This window comes from Citreicella sp. C3M06 (genome assembly GCF_018860705.1).
Lineage (GTDB): Bacteria > Pseudomonadota > Alphaproteobacteria > Rhodobacterales > Rhodobacteraceae > Salipiger.
This window is the reverse complement of the sequence record NZ_JAHKQA010000072.1, coordinates 301,651-324,236: the sequence shown is the minus strand read 5'-3', so window position 1 is coordinate 324,236 and position 22,586 is coordinate 301,651. Positions and strand designations below refer to the sequence as shown.

Below are 22,586 nucleotides of genomic sequence, written 5' to 3'. Positions count from 1 at the left end.
CCATACGGGGGCTCGGCCCAGATCGCGCGGGCTGTAAGGACGAATGTCACCGCGCAACCAATTGGGATATCTACTGTTTTATCTGTCGGCTCAATCGTTCGACACGATAAGCCTCAGGTAGGGATGCTTGCCGGTTCTGCGCGGCTTGTGGGTGAAGCTGGCAGCAGGTTCGGCCAGTTCCGTCAACTGCTTGCGAGAGGCTTCGGGCTCCGGCAGGCTTGGCTGCGGCTTGGCCCCCAGCGCTGGCTCGACCGTACAGGCGGTGATGGTAAAGCGGCGCGGTGTGCGTCCGATGCGCCCGGTGGTAACCAGCATGCCGATCATCCGCGTCATATCGCCCATGTCCGAGCGCAGCGGCAGGATCAGCACGTGACCTTCCAGCGCGGTTTTGCCAAAGCCTTCCTCACCGGCGACGTCCAGACGCACCATGGCGCCTTCGGAGAACACCCGTGCCAGCGCCTCGCCCAGACGGTCGCGGGCGGCGGGGGTGAACAGGGCCGACAGCGGCATCCCGCCGGTTTCCATGCCCATCAGCTCGTTCAGGTGGGTGCCCGCCACGCGCAGCTTGGCAAGGCTGGGCGCGATGCGTTCGCCCAGAAAGGCGAATTCCAGCGCGCTTTCGATGCCGCGCGGGTCAATCTGGCTGCGCAGGGGCACCTCGCCGGTCAGGCCGGCAAGCCCTTGCCAATAGGTTTCCAGAAGGCGCAGCGGCGCCATCCGTTTGTGCTTTTCTCGATCGGTCATCGACACAATGCCTTGTCCGTTATCACCCTTACCGAACATGTGCGCACTCCTGAATTTCCTGCGCAGCGCGGTCGGAGCCCCCGTTCCACCTTGCCACCGCTTCTTCGTCTTGAGTGTGAACTTAACTCAAATGCGCCCCAATTTCGCACCAATTGTGGCTGAAAGGTTAACGTCCGACGGTTCAACGGGGAGTTGCTCCGCGAAATCCTAGCTAGTATGGCCTTAAAAACCAATATTTTCCGGAAAACTTTCGGTTAAAACAAAAGAGGGCGAAAATGCGGCATTCAATGACCGGATTTGCATCCAGAGCGGGCGATTCCGACGGGCTGCGGTGGTCTTGGGAGCTGCGCGGCGTCAATGGCAAGGGGCTCGATTTGCGTTTGCGCCTGCCAGACTGGATCGATGGGCTTGAGCCGGCGGTGCGCAGCGCCGCTGCGAAACGTCTGACGCGGGGCAATGTGCAGGTGTCGCTGCGCCTTGCCGGCGGCGGCGAGGACGATGCGGCGCGGCTTGACGAGGCGGCATTGGCCCGCACGCTCGATGCTCTGGCGCGGATCGAAGCCGAGGCGGCGCGGCGCGGGCTGGCACTTGTGCCCTCGAGCGCGGCCGAGATCGTGGCGCAGCGCGGCGTGATGGCGACGGGGCAGGGTGCGCGCGCGATTGCACCGCTGCGCGCGCTGCTTCTGGCCGAATTCGAAACCGCGCTGGAAGACTTCGCCGCGATGCGGGCGTCAGAGGGCGCGGCGCTGGCGGCGGTGCTCGACGGGCAGCTGTCGCAGATCGACACGCTGGTGCAGGATGCCTCAGCCGTTGTTGCCATGCGCCGGGATGAACAGCGCGACCGGCTGCGCGCTGCGCTGGCACGGGTGCTGGATGCGTCTGATGAGCTCGACGAAGCCCGCATGGCGCAGGAACTGGCGCTGATTGCGGTGAAGACCGATGTCACCGAAGAGCTCGACCGCCTCGGCGCCCATGTCGATGCCGCACGTGCGCTGCTGGCAGAGCCGGGCGCGATCGGGCGCAAGCTTGATTTCCTGATGCAGGAGTTCAACCGTGAAACCAACACCCTGTGCAGCAAATCGGGATCTACTGCGTTGACGCGGATCGGTCTGGACCTCAAGACGGTCATCGATCAGATGCGCGAGCAGGTCCAGAACGTGGAGTGAACCTTATGAACCGACGTGGTCTTCTTATCATCCTGTCCTCGCCCTCGGGTGCGGGCAAGTCGACGCTGGCCAAACGCCTGCGTGCCTGGGATCCGTCGGTGATCTTTTCGGTGTCGGCCACGACGCGCCCGCCGCGCCCCGGCGAGGTCGACGGCGAGGATTACCATTTCATGACCGACGCCGCCTTCAAGAAGGCGGTGGCCAATGGCGAGATGCTGGAACACGCACATGTCTTCGGCAATTTCTACGGCTCGCCCAAGGGCCCGGTGCGCGATGCGATCATCGACGGCAAGGATGTGCTGTTCGACATCGACTGGCAGGGCGCGCAGCAGATGACCAATTCCGAACTGGCGCTGCACACGCTGTCGATCTTTCTGCTGCCCCCGTCGATTGCCGAGCTCAAGCGGCGGCTGGAATCGCGCGGGCAGGATGGCCCCGAGGTGATCGACCGGCGGATGCAGAAAAGCTGGGACGAGATCTCGCATTGGGGCAGCTATGATTTCGTGCTGGTGAACGAGGATCTCGACGCCACCGAGGAACGACTTAAAAGCATCGTGACCGCAGCGCGGCTGCGGCGCACCCAGCAGCCCGGTCTGCTGGATCATGTCCGCGGCTTGCAGCGGGAATTCGAGGAGGGGGATGAATGACCATTTACAAACTTGACGGGATCGCTCCGCAGATCGCAGGCGGTGCATGGCTCGCGCCGGATGCCAACCTGATCGGCAATGTGGTGCTCGAGGCGGACAGCTCGGTCTGGTTCGGCTGCACGCTGCGCGGCGACAACGAGGAAATCCGCGTCGGTGCTGGTTCGAACGTGCAGGAAAACGTCGTGTGCCACACCGACATGGGCTATCCGCTGATCATCGGCGCGGGCTGCACCATCGGGCACAAGGTGATGCTGCACGGCTGTATCATCGGCGAAAACAGTCTGATTGGCATGGGGGCGACGATCCTCAACGGCGCGAAGATCGGGCGCAACTGCCTGATCGGCGCCGGGGCGTTGATCACCGAGGGCAAGGAGATTCCCGACGGCAGTCTTGTCATGGGAGTGCCGGGCAAGGTGGTGCGCCAGCTTGACGAGGCCGCCATCGAGGGGCTGCGCAAGTCGGCGCTGCATTACCAGCAAAACGCGCAGCGGTTCGCCGCCGGGCTGGAAGCGGTCTAGGCCTGTCATAAAATCGTTACGCCGGACTGGTCAAACACCCGGACCCTCAAGGTCGGTTTGACCGTCCGTTTGCAACAAAGAGCCAGTCATGTCGCATCAGAGCCGCCCCGCATGAGAACGGATTCGCGCCAGATCGTCGCCGCGGTGCCGCTGCCGGCGCTGCTGATCCGCCGCGACGAGCGCATCGCCGCCGCCAATGCCGAGGCGGGCGCGCTGCTCGGGAGCGATCTTGAAGGGCGGCATTTCATCACCGCGCTGCGCCAGCCGATCCTGCTGGATGCCATCGAGGGCACCTTTCGCGACGGGGCGCCGCGCCTGACGCGCTATCTCGTCTCGCACGAGCGGCGCGATGCCACCTACGAGGTGTCCTGCCGCTCGGTGACGCTTGAAGATGCGCCGGGGGTGATGCTGACCTTTCACGACATCACCCATCTGGAACAGGCCAGCCAGATGCGCCGCGATTTCGTCGCCAATGTCAGCCACGAGTTGCGCACGCCATTGACCGCGCTGCTGGGGTTCATCGAAACCCTGCGCGGCCCGGCGCGCAACGATGCCGCGGCGCGCGAGCGCTTTCTTGGTATCATGGAGCTGGAGGCCGGCCGGATGGAACGGCTGGTGGGCGATCTGCTCTCGCTCAGCCGGGTCGAGGCCGAAGAGCGCGTGCGCCCGACCGATCCGGTCAACCTGCCAGAGCTGATCCGCTCGGTGCTGGGCGGGCTGTCGCCGCTGGCCCGCGAGGCTGATGTCACGCTGAGCTGCGATCTTCCCGAAAACGATCTTGAGGTGCCCGGCGACGCCGACCAGTTGCGTCAGGTTCTGACCAATCTGGTCGAGAACGGGGTGAAATATGCCGGGCGTGGCACCCAGCTCAGCGTGGCGCTTTCCGGCCCGGTGTTTCAGCCCCGTCTGCGCGCCGATGGCGTCGAGCTGACGATTTCCGACACCGGGCAGGGCATCGATCCGATCCATATTCCGCGCCTGACCGAACGGTTCTACCGTGTTGATACCCACCGTTCGCGCGAAAAGGGCGGCACCGGCCTTGGCCTTGCCATCGTCAAACACATCGTCAACCGCCATCGCGGGCGGATGAAGATCGAAAGCGCGCCGGGCAAGGGCATGACCTTTCGCATCCTGCTGCCGATGTCCGCCTGAGCGGCGGCGCGATTCGTCACACATGCCGCCTAGGCCGCGCGCCGGGAAAGATAATCCAAAGTTTCCGCTCGCTGGAGAATCTCGGCAGGATCGCGCCAAAGTCCTTGTTTTCATGGTGTAATACGGGGCCTGTGGGACCCCAGTATGACGGAGCGCCGGTTTTCCATGGTCACTGTCATGATACTGTTACACAAGCGTCACAAAAGCATTGCGCGTGGGCCCTAGGGCTGCGCTCGAGGATCCCGCGGGGACGGGGTTCAGAAACATGTGACAGGAGCATCCCAATGCAATCCGTGAAACTCTCCGCTTCCGTGCTGGCAATCGCAGCCGTCTCGGCCACCGCCGCCGCTGCCCGCGACAACGTTCAGGTCGCCGGATCTTCGACCGTTCTGCCCTATGCTTCGATCGTTGCGGAAGCTTTCGGCGAGAATTTCGACTTCCCGACACCGGTGGTCGAATCGGGCGGCTCCTCGGCTGGCCTCAAGCGTTTCTGCGAAGGCGTCGGCGAGAACACCGTCGATATCGCCAACTCCTCGCGCAAAATCCGTGAAAAAGAAATCGCAGCCTGTGCAGACGCTGGCGTGACCGACATCATCGAAGTGCGCATCGGTTATGACGGCATCGTCTTCGCCTCGCAAAAGAGCGGCCCGGCCTTCAGCGCCTTCGAGCCGGCCGACTGGTTCAACGCCATCGGCGCCAAGGTCCTGAAGGACGGCGAGATCGTCGACAACGATTACAACTCGTGGGCCGAGGTCAACGCCGACCTTCCCGACGTTGAAATCGCCGCCTTCATCCCCGGCACCAAGCACGGCACCCGTGAAGTGTTCGAGGAAAAGGTCCTGCTTCAGGGCTGCGAAGACACCGGCGCGATGCAGGCGATGATCGACGGCGGCATGTCCGAAGACGACGCCGAAGGCGCCTGCATGTCCGTGCGCACCGACGGCAAATCGGTCGACATCGATGGTGATTACACCGAGACCCTCGCCCGCATCGACAGCAACACCAACGGCATTGGCGTGTTTGGCCTCGCGTTCTACGAGAACAACACCGACAAGCTGAAGGTTGCGACCATGTCCGGCGTCGAGCCGACCACCGAAACCATCGCCGCTGGCGATTACCCGGTGTCGCGCCCGCTGTTCTTCTACGTCAAGAAGGCCCATTTCGGCGTGATCCCCGGCCTGAAGGAATTCGCAGAATTCTTCGTGGCGGACGAGATTGCAGGCCCCGATGGCCCGCTGGCAGCCTACGGCCTTGTGTCGGACCCCGAGCTTGCCGACACCCAGGCAATGGTCTCGGAAGAAGAGGTCATGGGCTCGTCCATGTAATCTGACCTCTGGTCGGATCGCGCGGGGCGGCGTATCGCACGCCGCCCCGCTTCGCCATCAGGGCGATATTTTCTGAATTCTCACCGGGGGCAGCATGCCGGTTTCGTGGCTCATTCTCATCGTGCTGGCGATTGCGCTGGTCGGCTATATGGCCGGTCGGATGCGCATCGCGGGTTTTCATGGCGCCGAGCGCCCTCATTCTCTGCCAAATTATTACGGCTGGAACGTCGCCATGAAAGCGATGGTGCCGGCGTTTCTGTTGCTGGTCGTCTGGCTGATCGTGCAGCCCTTTGTGGTGAACTCGACCGTGTCCGCCCAGCTTGGCGAGGGCGCCGTGCCTGAAGGTGCGAGCATGGGGCTGGTGATGTCCGATGTGCGCCGCGTCGCCGAAGGGCTTGATGCCGCCGTTGCGCAGGGGCTGATGAGCCCCGAGCAGGTGACGGACCTGCGGACCGAATTTTCCAACGTGCGCGAGCGCATCGCCGCTGCTGGCGTTGCGCTTGGATCGAACGTCACGGCGCCGGTGCTTGCCGCCGCGCAGACCTGGCGCAAGATGAACAACACCGGCACGCTGATGATGAGCGCCGTGGTGCTGGGGCTTGCGCTTGCCGGAGCGGGCTGGGGCCTTGCGCAGACCAAGCGCGCGTTCCGTGCCCGCAACACCGTGGAAAGCGGCGTGCGCATTCTGCTGCTCTCTGCCGCCTCCATCGCCATTCTGACCACCATCGGCATCATGCTTTCGCTGATCGGCAACACGATCCACTTCTTCCGGATCTATCCGGCGGCGGATTTCTTCGGCTCCTTCACATGGTCGCCGTCGTTTGGCGGAGGCTCGCAGCTGGGCATCTGGCCGCTGCTGTGGGGCACGTTCTATATCTCGATCATCGCGCTTGTGGTGGCGGTGCCGATCGGGCTGTTCGCCGCCGTCTACCTGTCGGAATACGCCGGGCCGAAATTTCGCGCATGGGCCAAGCCGATGCTCGAGGTGCTCGCGGGCATCCCGACCATCGTCTACGGTCTGTTCGCGCTGCTGACCGTCGGCCCGCTGCTGCTGAGCGTCTTTGGCCGCGACGGCCTTGGCTGGATGCAGGCGGGCACCGCGGTGATGACCGCGGGCCTTGTGATGGGCATCATGCTGATCCCCTTTGTCAGCTCGCTGTCCGATGACATCATCAACGCCGTGCCGCAGTCGCTGCGCGACGGCAGCTACGGGCTGGGCGCCACCAAGTCCGAGACCATCAAGCAGGTGATCCTGCCGGCGGCGCTTCCGGGCATCGTTGGCGCGATCCTGCTGGCGGCGTCGCGCGCCATCGGCGAGACGATGATCGTGGTGCTTGGGGCAGGGGCGGCGGCGCGGCTGTCGCTCAACCCCTTCGATGCCATGACCACCGTCACCGCCAAGATCGTCAGCCAGCTGACCGGCGATGCGGATTTCGCCTCGCCCGAGGCGCTTGTCGCCTTTGCCCTCGGCATGACCCTGTTTGTCATGACGCTCGGGCTCAATGTCTTTGCACTGTATATCGTGCGCAAATACCGGGAGCAGTACGAATGAGCGACGCGACCCACACCGGCGGCGGCCAGCGCAGGACCAGCCTGACCGTCGCGGACGCCCGCACCAAGCGGCGCAACGCCACCGAGAAGCGCTTTCGCATCTACGGCCTGTCGGCGATCTGCGCCGGGATGTTCTTTCTTGTGGTGCTCATGAGCGCCATCCTGACCAATGGTCTTGGCGCCTTCCAGCAGACCTTCATCGAGGTGCCGGTCTATCTGGACCCGGCCAAGCTCGACAAGCAGGGTGGGCGCGATCCCGAGCAGCTTGCCAAGGTCTCGACCTTTGGCTACGCGCCGCTGGTTCAGAACGGCCTGTTCCAGCTGGTGAGTGATGCGGGCATCGAGACGCCTTATGACAGCGCCAAGGACATGAAGGCGCTGATCTCGGCCTCGGCGGCGGCGCAGGTGCGCGACTGGACGCTCAAAAACCCGGACCGTATCGGCGATACCGTCAGCTTCGACATCCTCGCCTCCAGCCGCGTCGATGGCTATCTCAAGGGCCGCGTGTCGCGCGATGGCATCACGCAGGACAAGAACATCGATGCCGGGCACCTTGATCTGGTCGATGCGCTGCGCACGCAGGGCGCGCTGCACAAGGGCTTCAACTGGGATTTCGTGCTGGGCGCGGATGCGTCCGAAAGCCGGGCGGAACAGGCAGGGCTTGGTGTGTCGATGCTGGGCTCGCTGTTCATGATGCTGGTGGTGCTGTTCCTTGCGCTGCCCATCGGGGTCGCCGCGTCGATCTACCTTGAGGAATTCGCGCCGACCAACTGGTTCACCGATTTCATCGAGGTCAACATTTCCAACCTCGCCGCGGTGCCCTCGATCGTCTTTGGTATCCTTGGCCTCGCGGTGTTCATCCAGTTCGTGCACCTGCCGCAATCGGCGCCGATCGTGGGTGGCCTGACGCTGACGCTGATGACGCTGCCGACCATCGTGATTTCGACCCGCGCGGCGCTGAAGGCGGTGCCGCCGTCGATCCGCAACGCGGCGCTGGGGGTTGGTGCGTCCAAGATGCAGTCGGTGTTCCACCACGTGCTGCCGCTGGCCATGCCCGGCATCCTGACCGGCACCATCATCGGCCTCGCCCAGGCGCTTGGCGAAACCGCGCCGCTGCTGCTGATCGGCATGGTTGGCTACATCGCCACCAACTACCCCGACGGCGTGATTTCCGGCTTCATGTCGCCGAACTCGGCGATGCCGGCGCAGATCTACGAATGGGCCAAGCGCGCCGATCCGGCCTATTACGAGCGGGCATGGGGCGGCATCATCGTCCTGCTGGTTTTCCTGCTCGTGATGAATGTGCTCGCGGTTCTTCTGCGCCGCAAATTCGAGCGTCGGTGGTGATCATGACCGCGCAAACAGTTAAAGAGGATGAACCTATGTACGACGCACCTCTGAGGAATGCCAACGTGGAAGCTCTGAATACCAAGATCGCCGCAAAGGATGTGCAGGTCTATTACGGCGACACCCACGCCATCAAGGACGTGTCGGTCAACCTGCTCGACAACACCGTGACCGCCTTCATCGGCCCGTCGGGCTGCGGCAAGTCGACCTTCCTGCGCTGTCTGAACCGGATGAACGACACCATCGACATCTGCCGCGTCGAAGGGCTGATCTCGCTTGATGACGAAGACATCTACGACAAGCGGGTCGATCCGGTGCAACTGCGCGCCAAGGTCGGCATGGTGTTCCAGAAGCCGAACCCGTTCCCCAAGTCGATCTACGACAATGTCGCCTACGGCCCCAAGATCCACGGCATGGCCAAGAGCAAGGCAGAGCTTGACGAGATCGTCGAAAAGGCGCTGCGCCGCGCCGCGATCTGGAATGAGGTCAAGGACCGCCTGCACGCGCCGGGCACCGGCCTGTCGGGCGGCCAGCAGCAGCGCCTGTGCATCGCCCGCGCCATCGCCACCGAACCCGAGGTGCTGCTGATGGACGAGCCGTGTTCGGCGCTTGACCCCATCGCCACCGCCCAGGTCGAAGAGCTGATCGACGAGCTGCGCACCAACTACTCGGTGGTGATCGTCACCCACTCGATGCAGCAGGCGGCGCGCGTGTCGCAAAAGACCGCCTTCTTCCACCTCGGCAATCTCGTGGAATACGGCGAAACCAGCCAGATCTTCACCAACCCCGTGGACCCGCGCACCGAGTCCTACATCACCGGACGGATCGGATAAGTCTCATGAGCGATCTCAAGCAACATATCGCCTCGGCTTTCGACCGGGATCTCGAAGGCATTCAGGCGCGCATTCTCAAGATGGGCGGGCTGGTCGAGGAAGCCATCCTCGAGGCCGCCAAATCGCTGGAAACCCGCGACGAGGAGCTGGCCGAAAAGGTCCGCAAGGGCGACAAGGCCATCGACGCGCTGGACGAGGAACTCAACGATGAGGCAGCGCGCCTGATCGCGCTGCGCCAGCCGGCGGCGTCCGATCTGCGCGTTGTGCTGTCGGTGATGCGCATGTCGAGCAACCTTGAGCGCATTGGCGATCTGAGCAAGAACATGGCCAAGCGCACCGGGGTTCTGGCGCAGCTCGCGCCGATCAATGGCTCGGCCACCGCGCTGCGCCGCATGGCGCGCGACGTTGAACACATGCTGCGGGATGCGCTGGATGCCTATATCAAGCGTGACGAGGCGCTGGCGCTGGATGTGATCGAACGCGACCGCGACGTCGATCAGATGTACAACACGCTGTTCCGCGAATTCCTGACCTTCATGCTGGAAGATCCGCGCAACATCACCTCGTGCATGCATCTGCATTTCATCGCCAAGAACGTCGAGCGCATGGGCGACCATGTCACGGCGATTGCCGAGGAAGTGGTGTTCCTGACCACCGGCAAGAAGCCCCACGGTGTGCGGATCAAAGAAGACCGCACGTCGTCGGACCCGGCGCTCAGCTCTAACTTCGAGACGGAGTGAGCTGATGCCCGCCGATCAACCGACGGTGCTTGTGGTCGAGGACGAGGCAGCGCAGCGCGAGGTGCTGCGCTACAATCTCGAGGCCGAGGGTTTTCGCGTCGCCGCTGCCGACAATGGCGAAGAAGCACTGGTGATGCTGGAGGAGGAAGCGCCCGATGTGGTGGTGCTTGACTGGATGCTGCCGAACCTGTCGGGCATCGAGGTCTGCCGCCAGATCAAGACCCGCACCGACACGCGCGGCGTTCCGGTCATCATGCTTTCAGCCCGGTCCGAGGAAATCGATCGGGTGAGGGGCCTTGAAACCGGGGCCGATGACTATGTCATCAAACCCTATTCGGTGCGCGAGCTTATGGCACGGGTCAAGGCCCAGCTGCGCCGGGCGCGCCCCGCTGCGGCGGGGCTTCAGCTGGAATACGAAGACATCCTGCTGGACGCTGAAACCCACCGGGTGATGCGCTCTGGCAAGGAGCTCAAGCTTGGGCCGACCGAATTCCGGCTGCTGTCGACTTTCATGGAAAAGCCGGGTCGGGTGTGGTCGCGCGAACAACTGCTCGACCGGGTCTGGGGGCGCGACATCTATGTCGACACTCGCACCGTCGATGTGCATATCGGGCGGCTGCGCAAGGCGCTTGGCATCCACGGCGGCGACGACCCGCTGCGCACCGTGCGCGGGGCCGGATACGCCCTGGGCTGATCAACAGGGGTTGCGCCTGCGGGATTTTGCCCGTATAGGCGCGCCCACGAACCCCGCAGGCGGGGTCGGGCCTTTGGGGGAGACATCCTCAAAGCGTCCACCGGTTGCCCCATCTGGGTCAAGCCCCCGCCGAGGAAATGAAACCGGAAAGGATAACGGACATGGCTCTTCCTGAGTTCACCATGCGCCAGCTGCTTGAAGCAGGCGTGCACTTTGGCCACCAGACGCAGCGCTGGAACCCCCGTATGGGCGAGTTCATCTACGGCGCGCGCAACGGCATCCACATCATGGACCTGACGCAGACCGTCCCGATGCTGGACGCCGCGCTCAAGGCCATTCGCGACACCGTCGCCAAGGGCGGCCGCGTGCTGTTCGTCGGCACCAAGCGTCAGGCAGCTCTGCCGATCGCCGAAGCCGCCGAGAAATGCGCACAGTATTACATGAACCACCGTTGGCTGGGCGGCACGCTCACCAACTGGCAGACCGTTTCGCAGTCGATCCAGCGTCTCAAGACGATCGACGAGCAGATGGAATCCGGTGCCGAAGGCCTCACCAAGAAAGAGCGCCTGCACATGGAACGCGATCAGGCCAAGCTCGAAGCTTCGCTGGGCGGCATCCGTGACATGGGCGGCGTGCCGGACATGCTGTTCGTCATCGACGTCAAGAAAGAAGCGCTGGCGATCCTCGAAGCCAAGAAGCTGGGCATTCCGGTTGTCGCCATCGTCGACACCAACTGCTCGCCCGACGGCATCGATTACATCATTCCGGGCAACGACGACGCGGCCCGTGCCATCGCGCTGTATTGCGATCTGGTGTCGCGCGCGGCTCTGGACGGCATGACCGGTCAGATGGAAGCAGCAGGCGTCGACATCGGCGCGCTCGAGGCTGCACCGACCGAAGAACTGCTGGCTGAAGTACAGCAGTAAGCCTTTTGCACGCATCGCGCGGGCCAGTCCTGCGCGATGCTGTCGCGAAAGCGTCACGCAAGCATGACATAGGCGGCAAGGCCCGGGGCAGGGCCGGCCGCATTGACCCATTCGAGAGGGAGCCACGACCATGGCAATCACCGCTGCACAGGTGAAAGAACTGCGCGAAATGACCGGCGCAGGCATGATGGACGCCAAGAAGGCGCTGACCGAGACCGATGGCGACATGGACGCCGCCGTCGACTGGCTGCGCACCAAGGGTCTCGCCAAGGCCGCCAAGAAGTCGGGTCGCACCGCGGCCGAAGGCCTCGTGGCTGTCGAAGTTTCCGGTGGCACCGGTGTCGCCGTTGAAGTCAACGCCGAGACCGATTTCGTCGCCAAGAACGCCGAATTCCAGGAAATGGTGTCGGGCATCGCCAAGGCCGCTGCCGGTGTCGACAGCGTCGAAGCGCTGGCCGATGCGGACATGGGCGGCAAGAAGGTGTCGGAAGTCCTGACCGACAAGATCGCCAAGATCGGCGAGAACATGACGCTGCGCCGGATGGCCAAGGTCGAAGGCGAAGTCGTCGCGACCTACGTGCACAACGCAGCTGCCGATGGCCTTGGCCAGATCGGTGTTCTGGTTGCGATGACCGGTGGCAACGAGGCGTTCGGCAAGCAGGTTGCGATGCATGTCGCCGCGGCTGACCCGCGCCCGCAGGCACTCAACGCCGACGAACTCGACCCGGCGGTCGTCGAAAAGGAACGCCAGATCCAGATCGATATCGCCCGCGAGTCCGGCAAGCCCGAAGCCGTGATCGAGAAGATGATCGAAGGCCGGATGAAGAAGTTCCTCGCCGAGATCACTCTGCTGAACCAGGCCTTCGTGATCAACCCCGATGTCACCGTCGAGCAGGCCGCCAAGGAAGCTGGCGCAACCATCGTCGGTTTCGTGCGCATGCAGGTCGGTGAAGGCATCGAGAAGGAAAAAGAGGATTTCGCCGCCGAGGTCGCCAAAGCGGCACAGGGCTGATCTTTTCGCCTTGGGAATAAAACGCAGCGGAGCCGCCCCTCGGGGCGGCTCCGTTTCCCTTTCCGGTACCCCCGGCGATGGGGATGATCCAAAGATACCGGATCCGGGTTGGCACCAGCACGGTTAACGCAGAAAATTGCGTCCGCCTGACACCGCCTCCGATTTTCACCGGTAAGAGATCCAGAGCCCCCGAAATTGCGAGGGATAAGGTCTCTTGAGTCCCATGGCAAAAGCCACCACTCACGGAACATCACCAGATTGGCAAGTTCCGGCCGGTCATGGAAGTGGCTGAAAGCCGAGTTGACGCTGAATCGTGAAAAAATCGTTTAAATCCACCGTCAATTTTGAAATTCTGAAGTCAGTTATCAGGAAAATTGAAGCTTTGGGACGCAACGTCACGGTCCTGATGCGGAATCCGCGCCAAAATACGACTCGACTGAACGGTTCAGTCGAAACCGTCCGGACTAGATGTCGATGACGAACATCTGGTTCTGGAAGGCCGCCTTGGCGACTGCCTGAGCCGTGGTTTCGACATTCAGCGCTTCGCGCGCCAGCCGCAGATGCTTTTCTATGGTGGCCTGCGTCAGACCCATGATCGCGGCGATGTCCTGCATGGTCTTGCCGTCGCCTACCCATTCCAGTGCCTCGCGCTGACGCTTGGTCAGGCTCTGGTTCGGCGGCACATAGGGCAGGGTGAGGATCTTGAGATGCAGCACGTTGTTCATCAGCACGATGTCGCTGCCGTGATCGGTCCACATCGCGTCCATTTCATGCTGCTGCGTGCCCGCCGCCGCAGTCAGCGCGATGGCACCCTTGGAGCGGCTCGATACCGAGCGGAAGCTGATCGAATAGCCGGCCCGCACGTCTTGCGACAGGTTGAAGTCGATCACCCGCCGTTCGGCGTCGCCGACAAGACCCTGCGCCATGCGTTCGCCCAGAACCGACCAAGAGCAGGCACCTTCGTGTTCCAGCGCCCAGTTCACCATCGGAGCATGGCGATACAATCCCTTGCCAACAAACACATCGGTATAATCAGAACTGTGGTTGGTCAGCAGCACAAAATCATTGGGGTCGCCAAGCGATGTCACGGTGCGGTAGCGCGTGAACCCGTACATCAGCCGATCGAAGCCGTAGCTTGCCATGCGCGCCACATGCATCGCCCAGAGCTCTTCGATGGAGCTGGCGTTGGTCATGTCGAGCAGCTGCTGCCGGGTTTGCGCCGAGATCATCCACGGCTCTCCAGATGGCTTTTCATGGCATCCATCGCTAGCGTGTAGCCGCGGGCACCAAAGCCGCAGATCACGCCGACCGCGACGCGCGCGATATAGCTCTTATGGCGAAACTCTTCGCGGGCGTGAACATTTGACAGGTGCAGCTCGATCGTCGGGATCTCGGCAGAGCTGATCGCATCCATCAGCGCGATCGAGCTATGGGTGTAAGCGCCGGCATTGAGGATCAACCCGTCAAGCCGGCCACGGGTGGCGTGGATCGCATCTATGAGCGCGCCTTCGTGATTGCTTTGCGCGAATTCCACCGTCATGCCGATGCTGCCTGCGTGGGCGCGGCACATGTCCTCGACATCGGCCAGCGTCGTGCGGCCATAGACTTCGGGCTGGCGCGTGCCAAGCAGGTTGAGGTTCGGACCGTTGAGGATCAGGATCCCGGGCATGTGCATCTTCCTTTGGGTCATGCAGCGCAGATAGCGGTCTTGGGGCGGGCTTGTCCAGATTGCATAAGTGGCAGGGTGTTCGCCATATACGCGAATATAACACATAATACTGATTACAAGATAACAAGAACCCTCTGGATCGCCACCCGGCATGTCTTGCCGTGCGCCATTCCCTGCGGCACAAAGCGCTTATGGCACAGACACCTGACCTTCTTTGTATCGGCTCCGTCCTGTGGGACGTGATCGGCCGTTCCGCGAGCCACATGCGGTTTGGCGCCGACGTTCCGGGCCGGATCACCCGGCTTCCCGGCGGCGTTGCGCTGAACATCGCGATGACCTTTGCCCGGTTCGGCGAGCGGCCCGCGCTGCTGAGCGCCGTCGGGCGTGACCGCGAAGGCGACGAGCTGCTCGAAGCTTGCGCGCAACTGGGCTGCGAGACTGCGCTGGTTTATCGCTCCGACGATCTTCCGACCGATCGGTACATGGCGGTCGAAGGCGCCAACGGGCTGATCGCCGCCATTGCCGATGCCCATTCGCTGGAACGCGCCGGTGCGCGTATCCTTGCGCCGCTGCGCGACGGGATGCTGGGCAGCAGCGCCGCGCCCTTTGCCGGAACCGTGGCGCTGGATGGCAACCTGACGGCGGCGCTGCTCGATGAGATTTCGCGCGATCCGGCGCTGGCCTGCGCCGATCTGCGCATTGCGCCCGCCAGTCCCGGCAAGGCCGAACGCCTGCTGCCGTTCCTGCGCACGACCCGCGGCGTACTATACGTGAACCTCGAAGAAGCCGGGCTGCTCTGTCAGGCCGAGTTCGGTTCTGCGCCAGAGGCCGCAGCGCGGCTGGTCGAGCGCGGCGCGGCCCGCGCCATCGTGACCAACGGCGCAGAATGCGCTTGCGATGCCACAGCGGATGGCGTGATCGCTGAACGCCCGCCCGAAGTGCTGGTGACCCGCGTCACCGGCGCTGGCGATACTTTCATGGCCGCCCATATCGTGGCCGAAATGCACGGCGCTGGCCGGGCCGAGGCGCTTGGCCTCGCGCTCACTGCCGCCGCAACCTATGTTTCCGGAGATATCCCCTCATGAGCCTTGTTACGCTGTCCGCCTCTGTCGCCGAGGCCCTGGCCAGCGGCGCGCCCGTCGTCGCGCTGGAATCCACCATCATCACCCATGGTATGCCTTGGCCACAGAACCTTGAAATGGCGCGCAAGGTCGAAGAAACCGTGCGCGCCGAGGGTGCCGTTCCCGCCACCGTCGCGGTGCTGGACGGCAAGCTTTGCGTCGGTCTGGAGGATGCCCAGATCGAGGCGCTGGCACAGGCGCGCGGCGTTGCCAAACTCAGCCGCGCCGATCTTGCGGTCTGCATGTCTCAGGGTGGCACTGGCGCCACCACCGTCGCCGCCACGATGATCGGCGCGGCGCGCGCTGGCATCAAGACCTTTGCCACTGGCGGCATCGGCGGCGTGCATCAGGGCGCCGAGAAAAGCTTTGACGTCTCGGCGGACCTGCAAGAGCTTGCACAAACCCCGGTGACGGTTGTCTGCGCTGGCGCCAAGGCCATCCTCGACCTGCCAAAGACGCTGGAAGTGCTTGAAACCCTTGGTGTTCCGGTGATCGCCTACGGTCAGGACCAGCTGCCGGCCTTCTGGTCGCGCGAGGCCGGTCTGCGCGCGCCGCTGCGCATGGACAGCCCCGAAGAGATCGCCCGCGCCAGCGCCATGCGCGCCGCGCTTGGCCTGCCCGGCGGTCAGCTTGTCGCCAACCCGATCCCGCCCAAAGCCGAGATCGCCCGTGATGTGCTGGCCCCGGTCATCGCCCGCGCCAATGCTGACGCCGAAGCGCATGGCATTCGCGGCAAGCAGCTGACGCCCTATCTGCTGCAACGGATCTTTGAGCTGACAGAGGGCCGCTCGCTGGAGGCAAACATCGCGCTGGTGCTCAACAACGCGCGGCTTGGGGCGCAGATCGCCAAGGCCATCAGCGCGCTACCCGGGAAATGAGCTGGCGCCATTGCGGCGCATCGTGCAAGACCTTACCTTGACATCATTGTGCCATTAGCGGGACCCGCATGAACACGCCCTTTGACGACATTCCGCGCAAACGGGGCCTGCTGGCGTCGTTACGCGCCAGCTTCTTCACCGGGCTGGTGGTGATCGCCCCGGTCGGCCTGACGATCTGGCTGATCTGGTCGCTGTTCGGCTGGGTCGACGGCTTTGTGCTGCCGCTGATCCCCGGCTGGTTCAACCCCGAGGAATATATCGGTATCAATCTGCGCGGCGTCGGGGTGATCTTTTTTCTGGTGTTCACGATCGTGGTTGGCTGGGTCGCCAAGGGGCTGATCGGGCGCTCGCTGATCCGCTTTGGCGAAAGCGTGGTCGAACGCACGCCGGTGGTGCGCTCGATCTATTCCGGCATCAAGCAGATCGCCGAGACCGTCTTTGCCCAATCCGAACGCAGCTTTGAGAAAGCCTGCCTCGTCCAATATCCGCGCAAGGGCATCTGGGCTGTCGGCTTTGTCTCGACCGAAGCGCGCGGCGAAATCGCATCGCGCGTTGGCACCAGCGGTGCGCTGGTATCGGTGTTCGTGCCGACAACGCCGAACCCGACCTCGGGCTTCCTGTTGTATTTCCCCGAAGAAGATGTCGTTCTGCTCGACATGGGGATCGAGGACGCCGCCAAGCTGATCATCTCTGCCGGGCTGGTCTATCCGCCCGAACGCTCCGCCGCGGGCCCCGCGGACAAGCCGCGCGTCGAGCCTGTGCGCAAGGTGTCCTGACCGGCGCGCGACAGTCCGGTCTTGCAACGCGACGCAACCCACGGGAGAGTGATCGCAGTTTATTAATATGCGATTGGAGAGCGGATGAGAGTTTTCGCAAAGACCCTTCTGGGGGCCCTGCTGGGCGCCCTGCCCGCGCCGCTTGTCGCGCTGGAAGAAATCACCGATTTTGGCAGCAATCCCGGCCAGTTACAGATGTTTCTACAGCGCCCGTCCGAGACTTTGGATGAGATGCCGCTGGTGGTCGCGCTGCACGGCTGCACCATGAGCGCCGATCGTTTTGACAATGAGACCGGGCTGGCGGCGCTGGCGGAAGAGCTTGGCTTTGTTCTGCTTTTGCCGCAGCAGTCCGACGATAACCAGCCGCGAAAATGCTTTCGCTGGTATGACGAAGACCACAACCGCCCCGGCCTTGGCGAAAGCGCATCGATCCTGCAGATGATCGACCATGCGCTGGCGCATGAGGCCATCGACCCGGATCGCGTCGAGATCATGGGCCTGTCCGCTGGCGGCGCGATGACGGCTGTGATGCTTGCCAATTACCCTTCGCGGTTTGATGGCGGCGCGATCATTGCCGGGCTGCCGTTCGACTGCAACCGCCCGCGCGGCACATTCGATGGCTGGTGGAGCGTGCTGCGTGGGCTGCGCTGGTCGTCGCTGTTCGACGGCGCCGATGCGGCCTATGCCTGTGGGGTAAAATCCGGGCTGGCGCCGGTGGATCGCGATCCGGCTGACTGGGCGCGCTATATCACCGATATCGCGCAGGATGTGCCCGAGACATGGCCGCGCCTGTCGATCTGGCAAGGCGCTGCGGATGAGACGGTGGAGCCGCAGAACCTGCGCGAACTGGTCGACCAGTGGACGGCGCTGCAACCCGATCTGGTGCAGATCCCCGAAACCGACGAGACCGTCTCCGGCGCCACCCGCAAGGTCTGGCGGTTGCACTCGGGTGAGCCGCGGCTCGAGACGTGGGAGCTGCCCGACCTGCCCCATGCCGTGCCGGTCAATGCGCAGGCAACGCCAGCCTGCGGCATCGCCGAGGCGGACTACATGTCGAACGGCACGATCTGCGCGGTGCGCAGGATCGTCGATTTCTGGGGGCTCCTGCCCTGACGCTTAGTTGAACATCGACCGCAGGTCGGCGCTTTGGCGTTGGCCAAGGTCGCCGCCATGCTGCGACAGAAACGCCTCGGCAGCGTCGCGCCCAGCATTCCTGAGCTGCGAAATGACCGAGGGAAACGCCACCAGCTTGGTCGCCACCGACAGCTGGTTCATCAACGCGTCATCAGAGATCATATGCACCCGCAGCTTTTTCATCACGCCGGGTTTCACCGACCCGTCTTCAATCAGCCGCTGCACGAATTCGATGGCGCGCAATTCCCGTAACAGCGCGGAATTGAAGCTGATCTCGTTGATCCGGTTCTGGATTTCCGGCGCCGTGACGGGCAGCGCCTCGCGGATCATCGGGTTGAGGCTGATGATGACAAGGTCTTCGGGAAGATCGGGTCGAAACATCGGGAACAGCGCCGGATTGCCGGAATAGCCGCCATCCCAGAACGCCCCGGGCTTGCCGGTTTGCGGATCTTCAAGCTCGACCGCCTGAAAGATCGTCGGCAGGCAGGCCGACGCCATGATCGCGCCGGGGCTGAGTGTATCGCCGGTAAAGATGCGGATCTTGCCATCGCGCACCGCCGTTGCACCAACAAAGAGCTCAGGACCTTCGGGGCAGCAGACGCTGGCAAAATCGAGATGCTCGATGATGGTTTCAAGCGGATTGCGATACAGCGGCCCCCAGATATAGGGCGACATGGTGCGGGTGATCGCCTCGCCAGCGGCAAAGCTCAGCGAATTGTGCAGGGCGCTGCTCATCAGGCCGGGATCGGGCAGCCATGCGGACATCCATTCGGGAATCGACATATCGCGCACGCCCGAAATCTCGCGCCAGAGCCAGTCGAGAAGCGCGCGCGCCTCACTGCGCCCACCGCGCGCCAGACCGGCCTTGAGAGCCGCCCCATTCAGCGCCCCGGCAGAGGTGCCGGAGATGGCGGAAATCTCGATCCACTCTTCTTCGAGCAAACGATCGAGAACCCCCCAAGTGAAAGCGCCGTGCGCTCCGCCACCCTGAAGCGCAAGACAGATCCGCGTGGTCATGCCGATACCTCATTCCTTTGCGCCTGTACGCTGGCCGAAACGGTCCTGACCCCTGCCGTGCCCGGCGTGGGCAGCGCCCGAAGCGCGGAGTCGGCCATCTCCCGGAGCCTGCGCGACAGGCGCGCCCCGCCCCGGATGACCAGCCGATCCGTTCCCGCCTCGGGCGCGACGCTCATAGCGCCGTCCAGCCGCCGTCAACGGAAATGGTAGTGCCGGTGATCTGCTCGGCCGCGTCCGAGCACAGGAAAACCGCCGTGCCGCCAATCTGCTCGACCGTGGCAAATTCCTTGGACGGCTGACGTTCGAGAAGGACCTTTTCGATCACCTCCTCTTCGGTCATGTCATATTTCCGGGCTGTGTCGGGGATCTGCGCCTCGACCAGCGGGGTCTTGACGTACCCCGGGCAGATCGCATTGCAAGTAATTGGTTCCTTTGCAGTTTCCAGTGCCACGACCTTGGTCATACCGACCACGCCATGCTTGGCCGCAACATAGGCCGACTTGTAGGGCGAGGCCGTCAGCCCATGCGCCGAGGCGATGTTGACCACCCGGCCCCAGCCCGCCTGCCGCATCATCGGCAACGCCGCCGCCGTGCAATGATAGGCCGAACTCATGTTGATCGCGATGATCGCATCCCATTTTTCCACCGGGAATTCATCAATCGGCGCGACATACTGAATGCCCGCGTTGTTCACCAGAATGTCGCAGGCCCCGGCCTGTTCGATCAGCGCGCGGCACTGCTCGCCCTTGGACATGTCGGCCTGAATGTAGCGCACGGAGACGCCATATTCCTTGGCCATATCCTCGGCCAGCTTGTGATTTTCAGGTGAATCTGTGAATGAATTCAGGATGATCGACGCGCCAGCGCGCGCCAGCTCGCGCGCGACGCCAAGCCCGATGCCCGAATTCGATCCGGTGACGACGGCGGTCTTGCCCTTGAGTGACATGGTGGAAATCTCCTTCATACCTGTGGCGCAACATAGCATGCTGCATCTGCAAGATAAGGGGAGATGTGCCGTGCGGGGCTTCTGCCCGCTGCGATCACGCTTTCTCGACTGGAACGATCTGCGCCGAGGCGTTACGAAGCCCCGTTCCCAAGCGTTCCAAAGCCCTTGCGCGACGGGGTGAAAGCAAAAAAAACGCCGGCGCGAAGCCGGCGTTAAGTCATTGAGGCAGGTTTCATACAGGCAAGAAACCTATCGAGCAGTGCCCTCTTTATACGCGGTTTGAGGAAAGAGTCCAAGGTAAAAGTTTGAAAAGGCGTAAAACCGGCGCTACGGTCCAGAGCCAAGAAAACAAGGGCAGACACGAGGCTATTCAACAATGTTAGCAGATTGTTTCCACCCGCGAGCGGTGGCTGTGGCGCTGATCTGCGCGAGTCTCGGATTTGGGGGATTCGCGCGGGCCGAGCCGATGCATGGCATCGCCATGTATGGCGAACCGGCGCTGGATGCAGATTATGACCACCTGCCCTATGCCCGCCCCGATGCGCCCAAGGGCGGTCGGTTGGTCACCGGCGAGACCGGCAGTTTCGACAGCCTTAACCCACATATCCTCAAGGGATCAACCCCGTGGCAGCTGCGCTTTCTGGCCTATGAATCGCTGATGGGGCGCAGCTGGGACGAGCCGTTCACGCTCTATGGCCTGCTGGCTGAAACCATCGAGACCGGGCCGAATCGCGACTGGGTCGAATTCACCCTGCGCCCCGAGGCGAGGTTTTCCGATGGCAGCCCCGTCACCGTCGAAGACGTGATGTGGAGCTACGAGACGCTGGGCACCATCGGCCATCCGCGCTATCGCGGCTCGTGGGCGCAGGTCGAGAGCATGGAACAGACCGGGCCGCGCAGCATCCGCTTTACCTTTGCGACGGACGATCGCGAACTGGCGCTGATCATCGGGATGCGCCCGATCCTGCAGAAAGCGCAATGGGAGGGCAAGGATTTCGCCTCGAGCGGGCTGGATGTGATCCCGATCACCACCGCGCCCTATGTCATCGACGACTTCGAGGCGGGCCGTTTCCTGACGCTCAAACGCAACCCGGATTACTGGGGCAAGGATCTGCCGTTCATGAAAGGTCAGGCAAATCTGGACGAGATTCGCATGGAATTCTTTGGCGACGGCACCGTGCTGTTCGAAGCCTTCAAGGCTGGCGAGCTGACCGTGATGCGCGAATCCAACGCCGAGAAATGGGACAGCCAGTATGATTTCCCGGCGGTGCAGCGCGGCGACGTGGTGAAATCGGAAATTTCGCACGGGCGGCCCACTGGCATGACCGGGTTCGTGATGAACACACGGCGCGACGTCTTCGCCGACTGGCGGGTGCGCGACGCCATGATGCACGCCTTCAATTTCGAATATATCAACGAGACGATGACCGGCTCGAAACAGCCGCGCATCACCTCGTATTTCTCGAATTCCGAGCTGGGTATGCAGGACGGTCCCGCAACGGGCCGGGTGCGCGAGCTGCTCGCGCCTTTTGCCGACACGCTGCCCCCCGGCGCGCTCGACGGCTACGCCCTGCCCGTCAGCGACGGCACCGCCCGCAACCGCGCCGGGCTGCGCCAGGCCATGCAGCGGATGCAGGATGCGGGTTACAGCATTCAGGACGGCGTCATGCTTGCCCCGAACGGCCAGCCGCTGCGCTTTGAAATCGTGCTGGCGCAGGGCTCTGGCGAAGAGCAGTCGATCGTCGATATCTTTGCCCAAGGGCTGCAGCGGATGGGCATCACCCCCACGATCACCGTCATCGACAGCGCGCAATACAACGAGCGCATCAACAGTTTCGATTTCGACATGACCTTCTTTCGGCGCGGGCTGTCGCTGTCTCCGGGCAACGAGCAGCGGCTGTACTGGGGCTCTGGCGCGGCGGACCAGATCGGCTCGCGCAACCTGATGGGCATGAAAAGCCCGGCGGCGGATGCGATGATCGACGTGCTGCTGAACGCCACCAGCGAAGAGGATTTTATCGCCGCCGCGCGCGGGCTCGACCGGGTGCTGACCGCCGGGCGCTACGTGATTCCGATCTACCAGTGGAACGTCTCGCGCATCGCTCATGCCCGCCAGCTGCATCATCCGGCGCAGACCCCCGTCTATGGCGACTGGATCGACTGGATGCCGAACGCATGGTGGTGGCAAGAAGACTGAACCGACAAGACCAAGAAAACCGAGCAGAAGGACAGACAACATGAAACAGGCCATCCTCCTCGCCGCCCTCGCGGCAACGCTAGCGGGATGCGGCACCGTCGACGGTGTCGGGCAGGATATCTCTTCGGCGTCGCGCACCGTGCAAAGCTGGTTCTAGCGTCGCGCCTCCGACCTTTTGGCAGTTCCGGCGGCG

Annotated in this window: 23 protein-coding genes; 18 read left to right on the top strand and 5 right to left on the bottom strand. The window is 63.3% G+C overall.

Annotated elements, in window-relative coordinates:
• Nucleotides 1-90: 90 nt before the first annotated feature.
• Complete coding sequence (locus KO516_RS16410) at nt 91-744, bottom strand: PAS domain-containing protein (RefSeq protein ID WP_252737644.1); 654 nt, start codon at nt 742-744, stop codon at nt 91-93.
• Nucleotides 745-1,031: 287 nt separating this feature from the next.
• Here KO516_RS16410 and KO516_RS16405 point away from each other — a divergent pair, with 287 nt between their 5' ends.
• The 12 genes from KO516_RS16405 to tsf all read left to right on the top strand — a co-directional run bounded on the left by KO516_RS16405 (nt 1,032) and on the right by tsf (nt 12,655).
• Nucleotides 1,032-1,910 (top strand): YicC/YloC family endoribonuclease, encoded by an 879-nt coding sequence (locus KO516_RS16405; protein ID WP_252737643.1) that lies wholly within the window; start codon nt 1,032-1,034, stop codon nt 1,908-1,910.
• A gap of 5 nt (nt 1,911-1,915) precedes the next feature.
• On the top strand, nt 1,916-2,557 hold the full coding sequence (gene gmk / locus KO516_RS16400; RefSeq protein ID WP_216004859.1) for a guanylate kinase: 642 nt from the start codon (nt 1,916-1,918) through the stop codon (nt 2,555-2,557).
• On the top strand, nt 2,554-3,075 hold the full coding sequence (locus tag KO516_RS16395) for a gamma carbonic anhydrase family protein (protein ID WP_216004858.1): 522 nt from the start codon (nt 2,554-2,556) through the stop codon (nt 3,073-3,075). Before gmk ends, KO516_RS16395 begins: the two co-directional genes overlap by 4 nt.
• 111 nt (nt 3,076-3,186) lie before the next feature.
• Nucleotides 3,187-4,227 (top strand): cell wall metabolism sensor histidine kinase WalK, encoded by a 1,041-nt coding sequence (locus tag KO516_RS16390; protein ID WP_216004857.1) that lies wholly within the window; start codon nt 3,187-3,189, stop codon nt 4,225-4,227.
• Nucleotides 4,228-4,511: 284 nt separating this feature from the next.
• Nucleotides 4,512-5,552: a substrate-binding domain-containing protein gene (locus KO516_RS16385; protein ID WP_216004856.1), complete on the top strand. Its 1,041-nt coding sequence runs from the start codon at nt 4,512-4,514 to the stop codon at nt 5,550-5,552.
• Nucleotides 5,553-5,646: 94 nt separating this feature from the next.
• A complete protein-coding gene (gene pstC / locus KO516_RS16380) occupies nt 5,647-7,104 on the top strand; it encodes a phosphate ABC transporter permease subunit PstC (RefSeq protein WP_216004855.1) in 1,458 nt (485 codons plus the stop codon).
• A complete protein-coding gene (pstA, locus tag KO516_RS16375; RefSeq protein WP_216004854.1) occupies nt 7,101-8,450 on the top strand; it encodes a phosphate ABC transporter permease PstA in 1,350 nt (449 codons plus the stop codon). Before pstC ends, pstA begins: the two co-directional genes overlap by 4 nt.
• A 35-nt stretch (nt 8,451-8,485) precedes the next feature.
• Nucleotides 8,486-9,283: a phosphate ABC transporter ATP-binding protein PstB gene (pstB, locus tag KO516_RS16370; RefSeq protein WP_216004853.1), complete on the top strand. Its 798-nt coding sequence runs from the start codon at nt 8,486-8,488 to the stop codon at nt 9,281-9,283.
• A 5-nt stretch (nt 9,284-9,288) separates the two neighbouring features.
• Nucleotides 9,289-10,023: a phosphate signaling complex protein PhoU gene (gene phoU / locus KO516_RS16365; RefSeq protein WP_216004852.1), complete on the top strand. Its 735-nt coding sequence runs from the start codon at nt 9,289-9,291 to the stop codon at nt 10,021-10,023.
• 4 nt (nt 10,024-10,027) lie between these two features.
• Nucleotides 10,028-10,717, top strand: coding sequence for a phosphate regulon transcriptional regulator PhoB (gene phoB, locus KO516_RS16360; RefSeq protein WP_216004851.1), 690 nt, complete (start codon nt 10,028-10,030; stop codon nt 10,715-10,717).
• Nucleotides 10,718-10,878: 161 nt separating this feature from the next.
• Nucleotides 10,879-11,643, top strand: coding sequence for a 30S ribosomal protein S2 (gene rpsB / locus KO516_RS16355; protein WP_216004850.1), 765 nt, complete (start codon nt 10,879-10,881; stop codon nt 11,641-11,643).
• A gap of 130 nt (nt 11,644-11,773) precedes the next feature.
• A complete protein-coding gene (gene tsf, locus KO516_RS16350) occupies nt 11,774-12,655 on the top strand; it encodes a translation elongation factor Ts (RefSeq protein WP_216004849.1) in 882 nt (293 codons plus the stop codon).
• Nucleotides 12,656-13,119: 464 nt separating this feature from the next.
• On the opposite strand, the gene KO516_RS16345 is transcribed toward tsf, so the two are convergent.
• Together KO516_RS16345 and aroQ are read right to left on the bottom strand one after the other, a co-directional pair.
• Nucleotides 13,120-13,884 carry a LuxR family transcriptional regulator gene (locus tag KO516_RS16345; protein WP_216004848.1) on the bottom strand — a complete coding sequence of 255 codons (765 nt, stop codon included), beginning with the start codon at nt 13,882-13,884 and terminating at the stop codon, nt 13,120-13,122.
• The gene (gene aroQ / locus KO516_RS16340; protein WP_216004847.1) at nt 13,881-14,324 is read right to left on the bottom strand and encodes a type II 3-dehydroquinate dehydratase; all 444 of its coding nucleotides are present in this window, start codon (nt 14,322-14,324) and stop codon (nt 13,881-13,883) included. Before aroQ ends, KO516_RS16345 begins: the two co-directional genes overlap by 4 nt.
• 191 nt (nt 14,325-14,515) lie before the next feature.
• Here aroQ and KO516_RS16335 point away from each other — a divergent pair, with 191 nt between their 5' ends.
• The 4 genes from KO516_RS16335 (at nt 14,516) to KO516_RS16320 (ending at nt 18,212) form a co-directional block, all read left to right on the top strand.
• The gene (locus KO516_RS16335) at nt 14,516-15,409 is read left to right on the top strand and encodes a PfkB family carbohydrate kinase (RefSeq protein ID WP_216004846.1); all 894 of its coding nucleotides are present in this window, start codon (nt 14,516-14,518) and stop codon (nt 15,407-15,409) included.
• The gene (locus KO516_RS16330; protein WP_216004845.1) at nt 15,406-16,323 is read left to right on the top strand and encodes a pseudouridine-5'-phosphate glycosidase; all 918 of its coding nucleotides are present in this window, start codon (nt 15,406-15,408) and stop codon (nt 16,321-16,323) included. The genes KO516_RS16335 and KO516_RS16330 overlap by 4 nt, the downstream gene beginning before the upstream one ends.
• Before the next feature lie 68 nt (nt 16,324-16,391).
• Nucleotides 16,392-17,099 carry a DUF502 domain-containing protein gene (locus tag KO516_RS16325; RefSeq protein ID WP_216004844.1) on the top strand — a complete coding sequence of 236 codons (708 nt, stop codon included), beginning with the start codon at nt 16,392-16,394 and terminating at the stop codon, nt 17,097-17,099.
• Nucleotides 17,100-17,183: 84 nt separating this feature from the next.
• Complete coding sequence (locus KO516_RS16320; RefSeq protein WP_216004843.1) at nt 17,184-18,212, top strand: PHB depolymerase family esterase; 1,029 nt, start codon at nt 17,184-17,186, stop codon at nt 18,210-18,212.
• Between the two features lie 3 nt (nt 18,213-18,215).
• Here KO516_RS16320 and KO516_RS16315 read toward each other — a convergent pair whose 3' ends face one another.
• Both KO516_RS16315 and KO516_RS16310 read right to left on the bottom strand, forming a co-directional pair.
• A complete protein-coding gene (locus tag KO516_RS16315) occupies nt 18,216-19,250 on the bottom strand; it encodes a patatin-like phospholipase family protein (protein ID WP_216004842.1) in 1,035 nt (344 codons plus the stop codon).
• A gap of 172 nt (nt 19,251-19,422) precedes the next feature.
• Nucleotides 19,423-20,196: a 3-hydroxybutyrate dehydrogenase gene (locus KO516_RS16310; RefSeq protein WP_216004841.1), complete on the bottom strand. Its 774-nt coding sequence runs from the start codon at nt 20,194-20,196 to the stop codon at nt 19,423-19,425.
• A 376-nt stretch (nt 20,197-20,572) separates the two neighbouring features.
• On the opposite strand from KO516_RS16310, the gene KO516_RS16305 reads away from it, so the two are divergent.
• Together KO516_RS16305 and KO516_RS16300 are read left to right on the top strand one after the other, a co-directional pair.
• Nucleotides 20,573-22,393, top strand: a complete 1,821-nt coding sequence (locus tag KO516_RS16305) for an extracellular solute-binding protein (protein ID WP_216004840.1) — start codon at nt 20,573-20,575, stop codon at nt 22,391-22,393.
• 40 nt (nt 22,394-22,433) lie between these two features.
• Nucleotides 22,434-22,550: an entericidin EcnA/B family protein gene (locus KO516_RS16300; RefSeq protein ID WP_216004839.1), complete on the top strand. Its 117-nt coding sequence runs from the start codon at nt 22,434-22,436 to the stop codon at nt 22,548-22,550.
• Nucleotides 22,551-22,586: the final 36 nt, after the last annotated feature.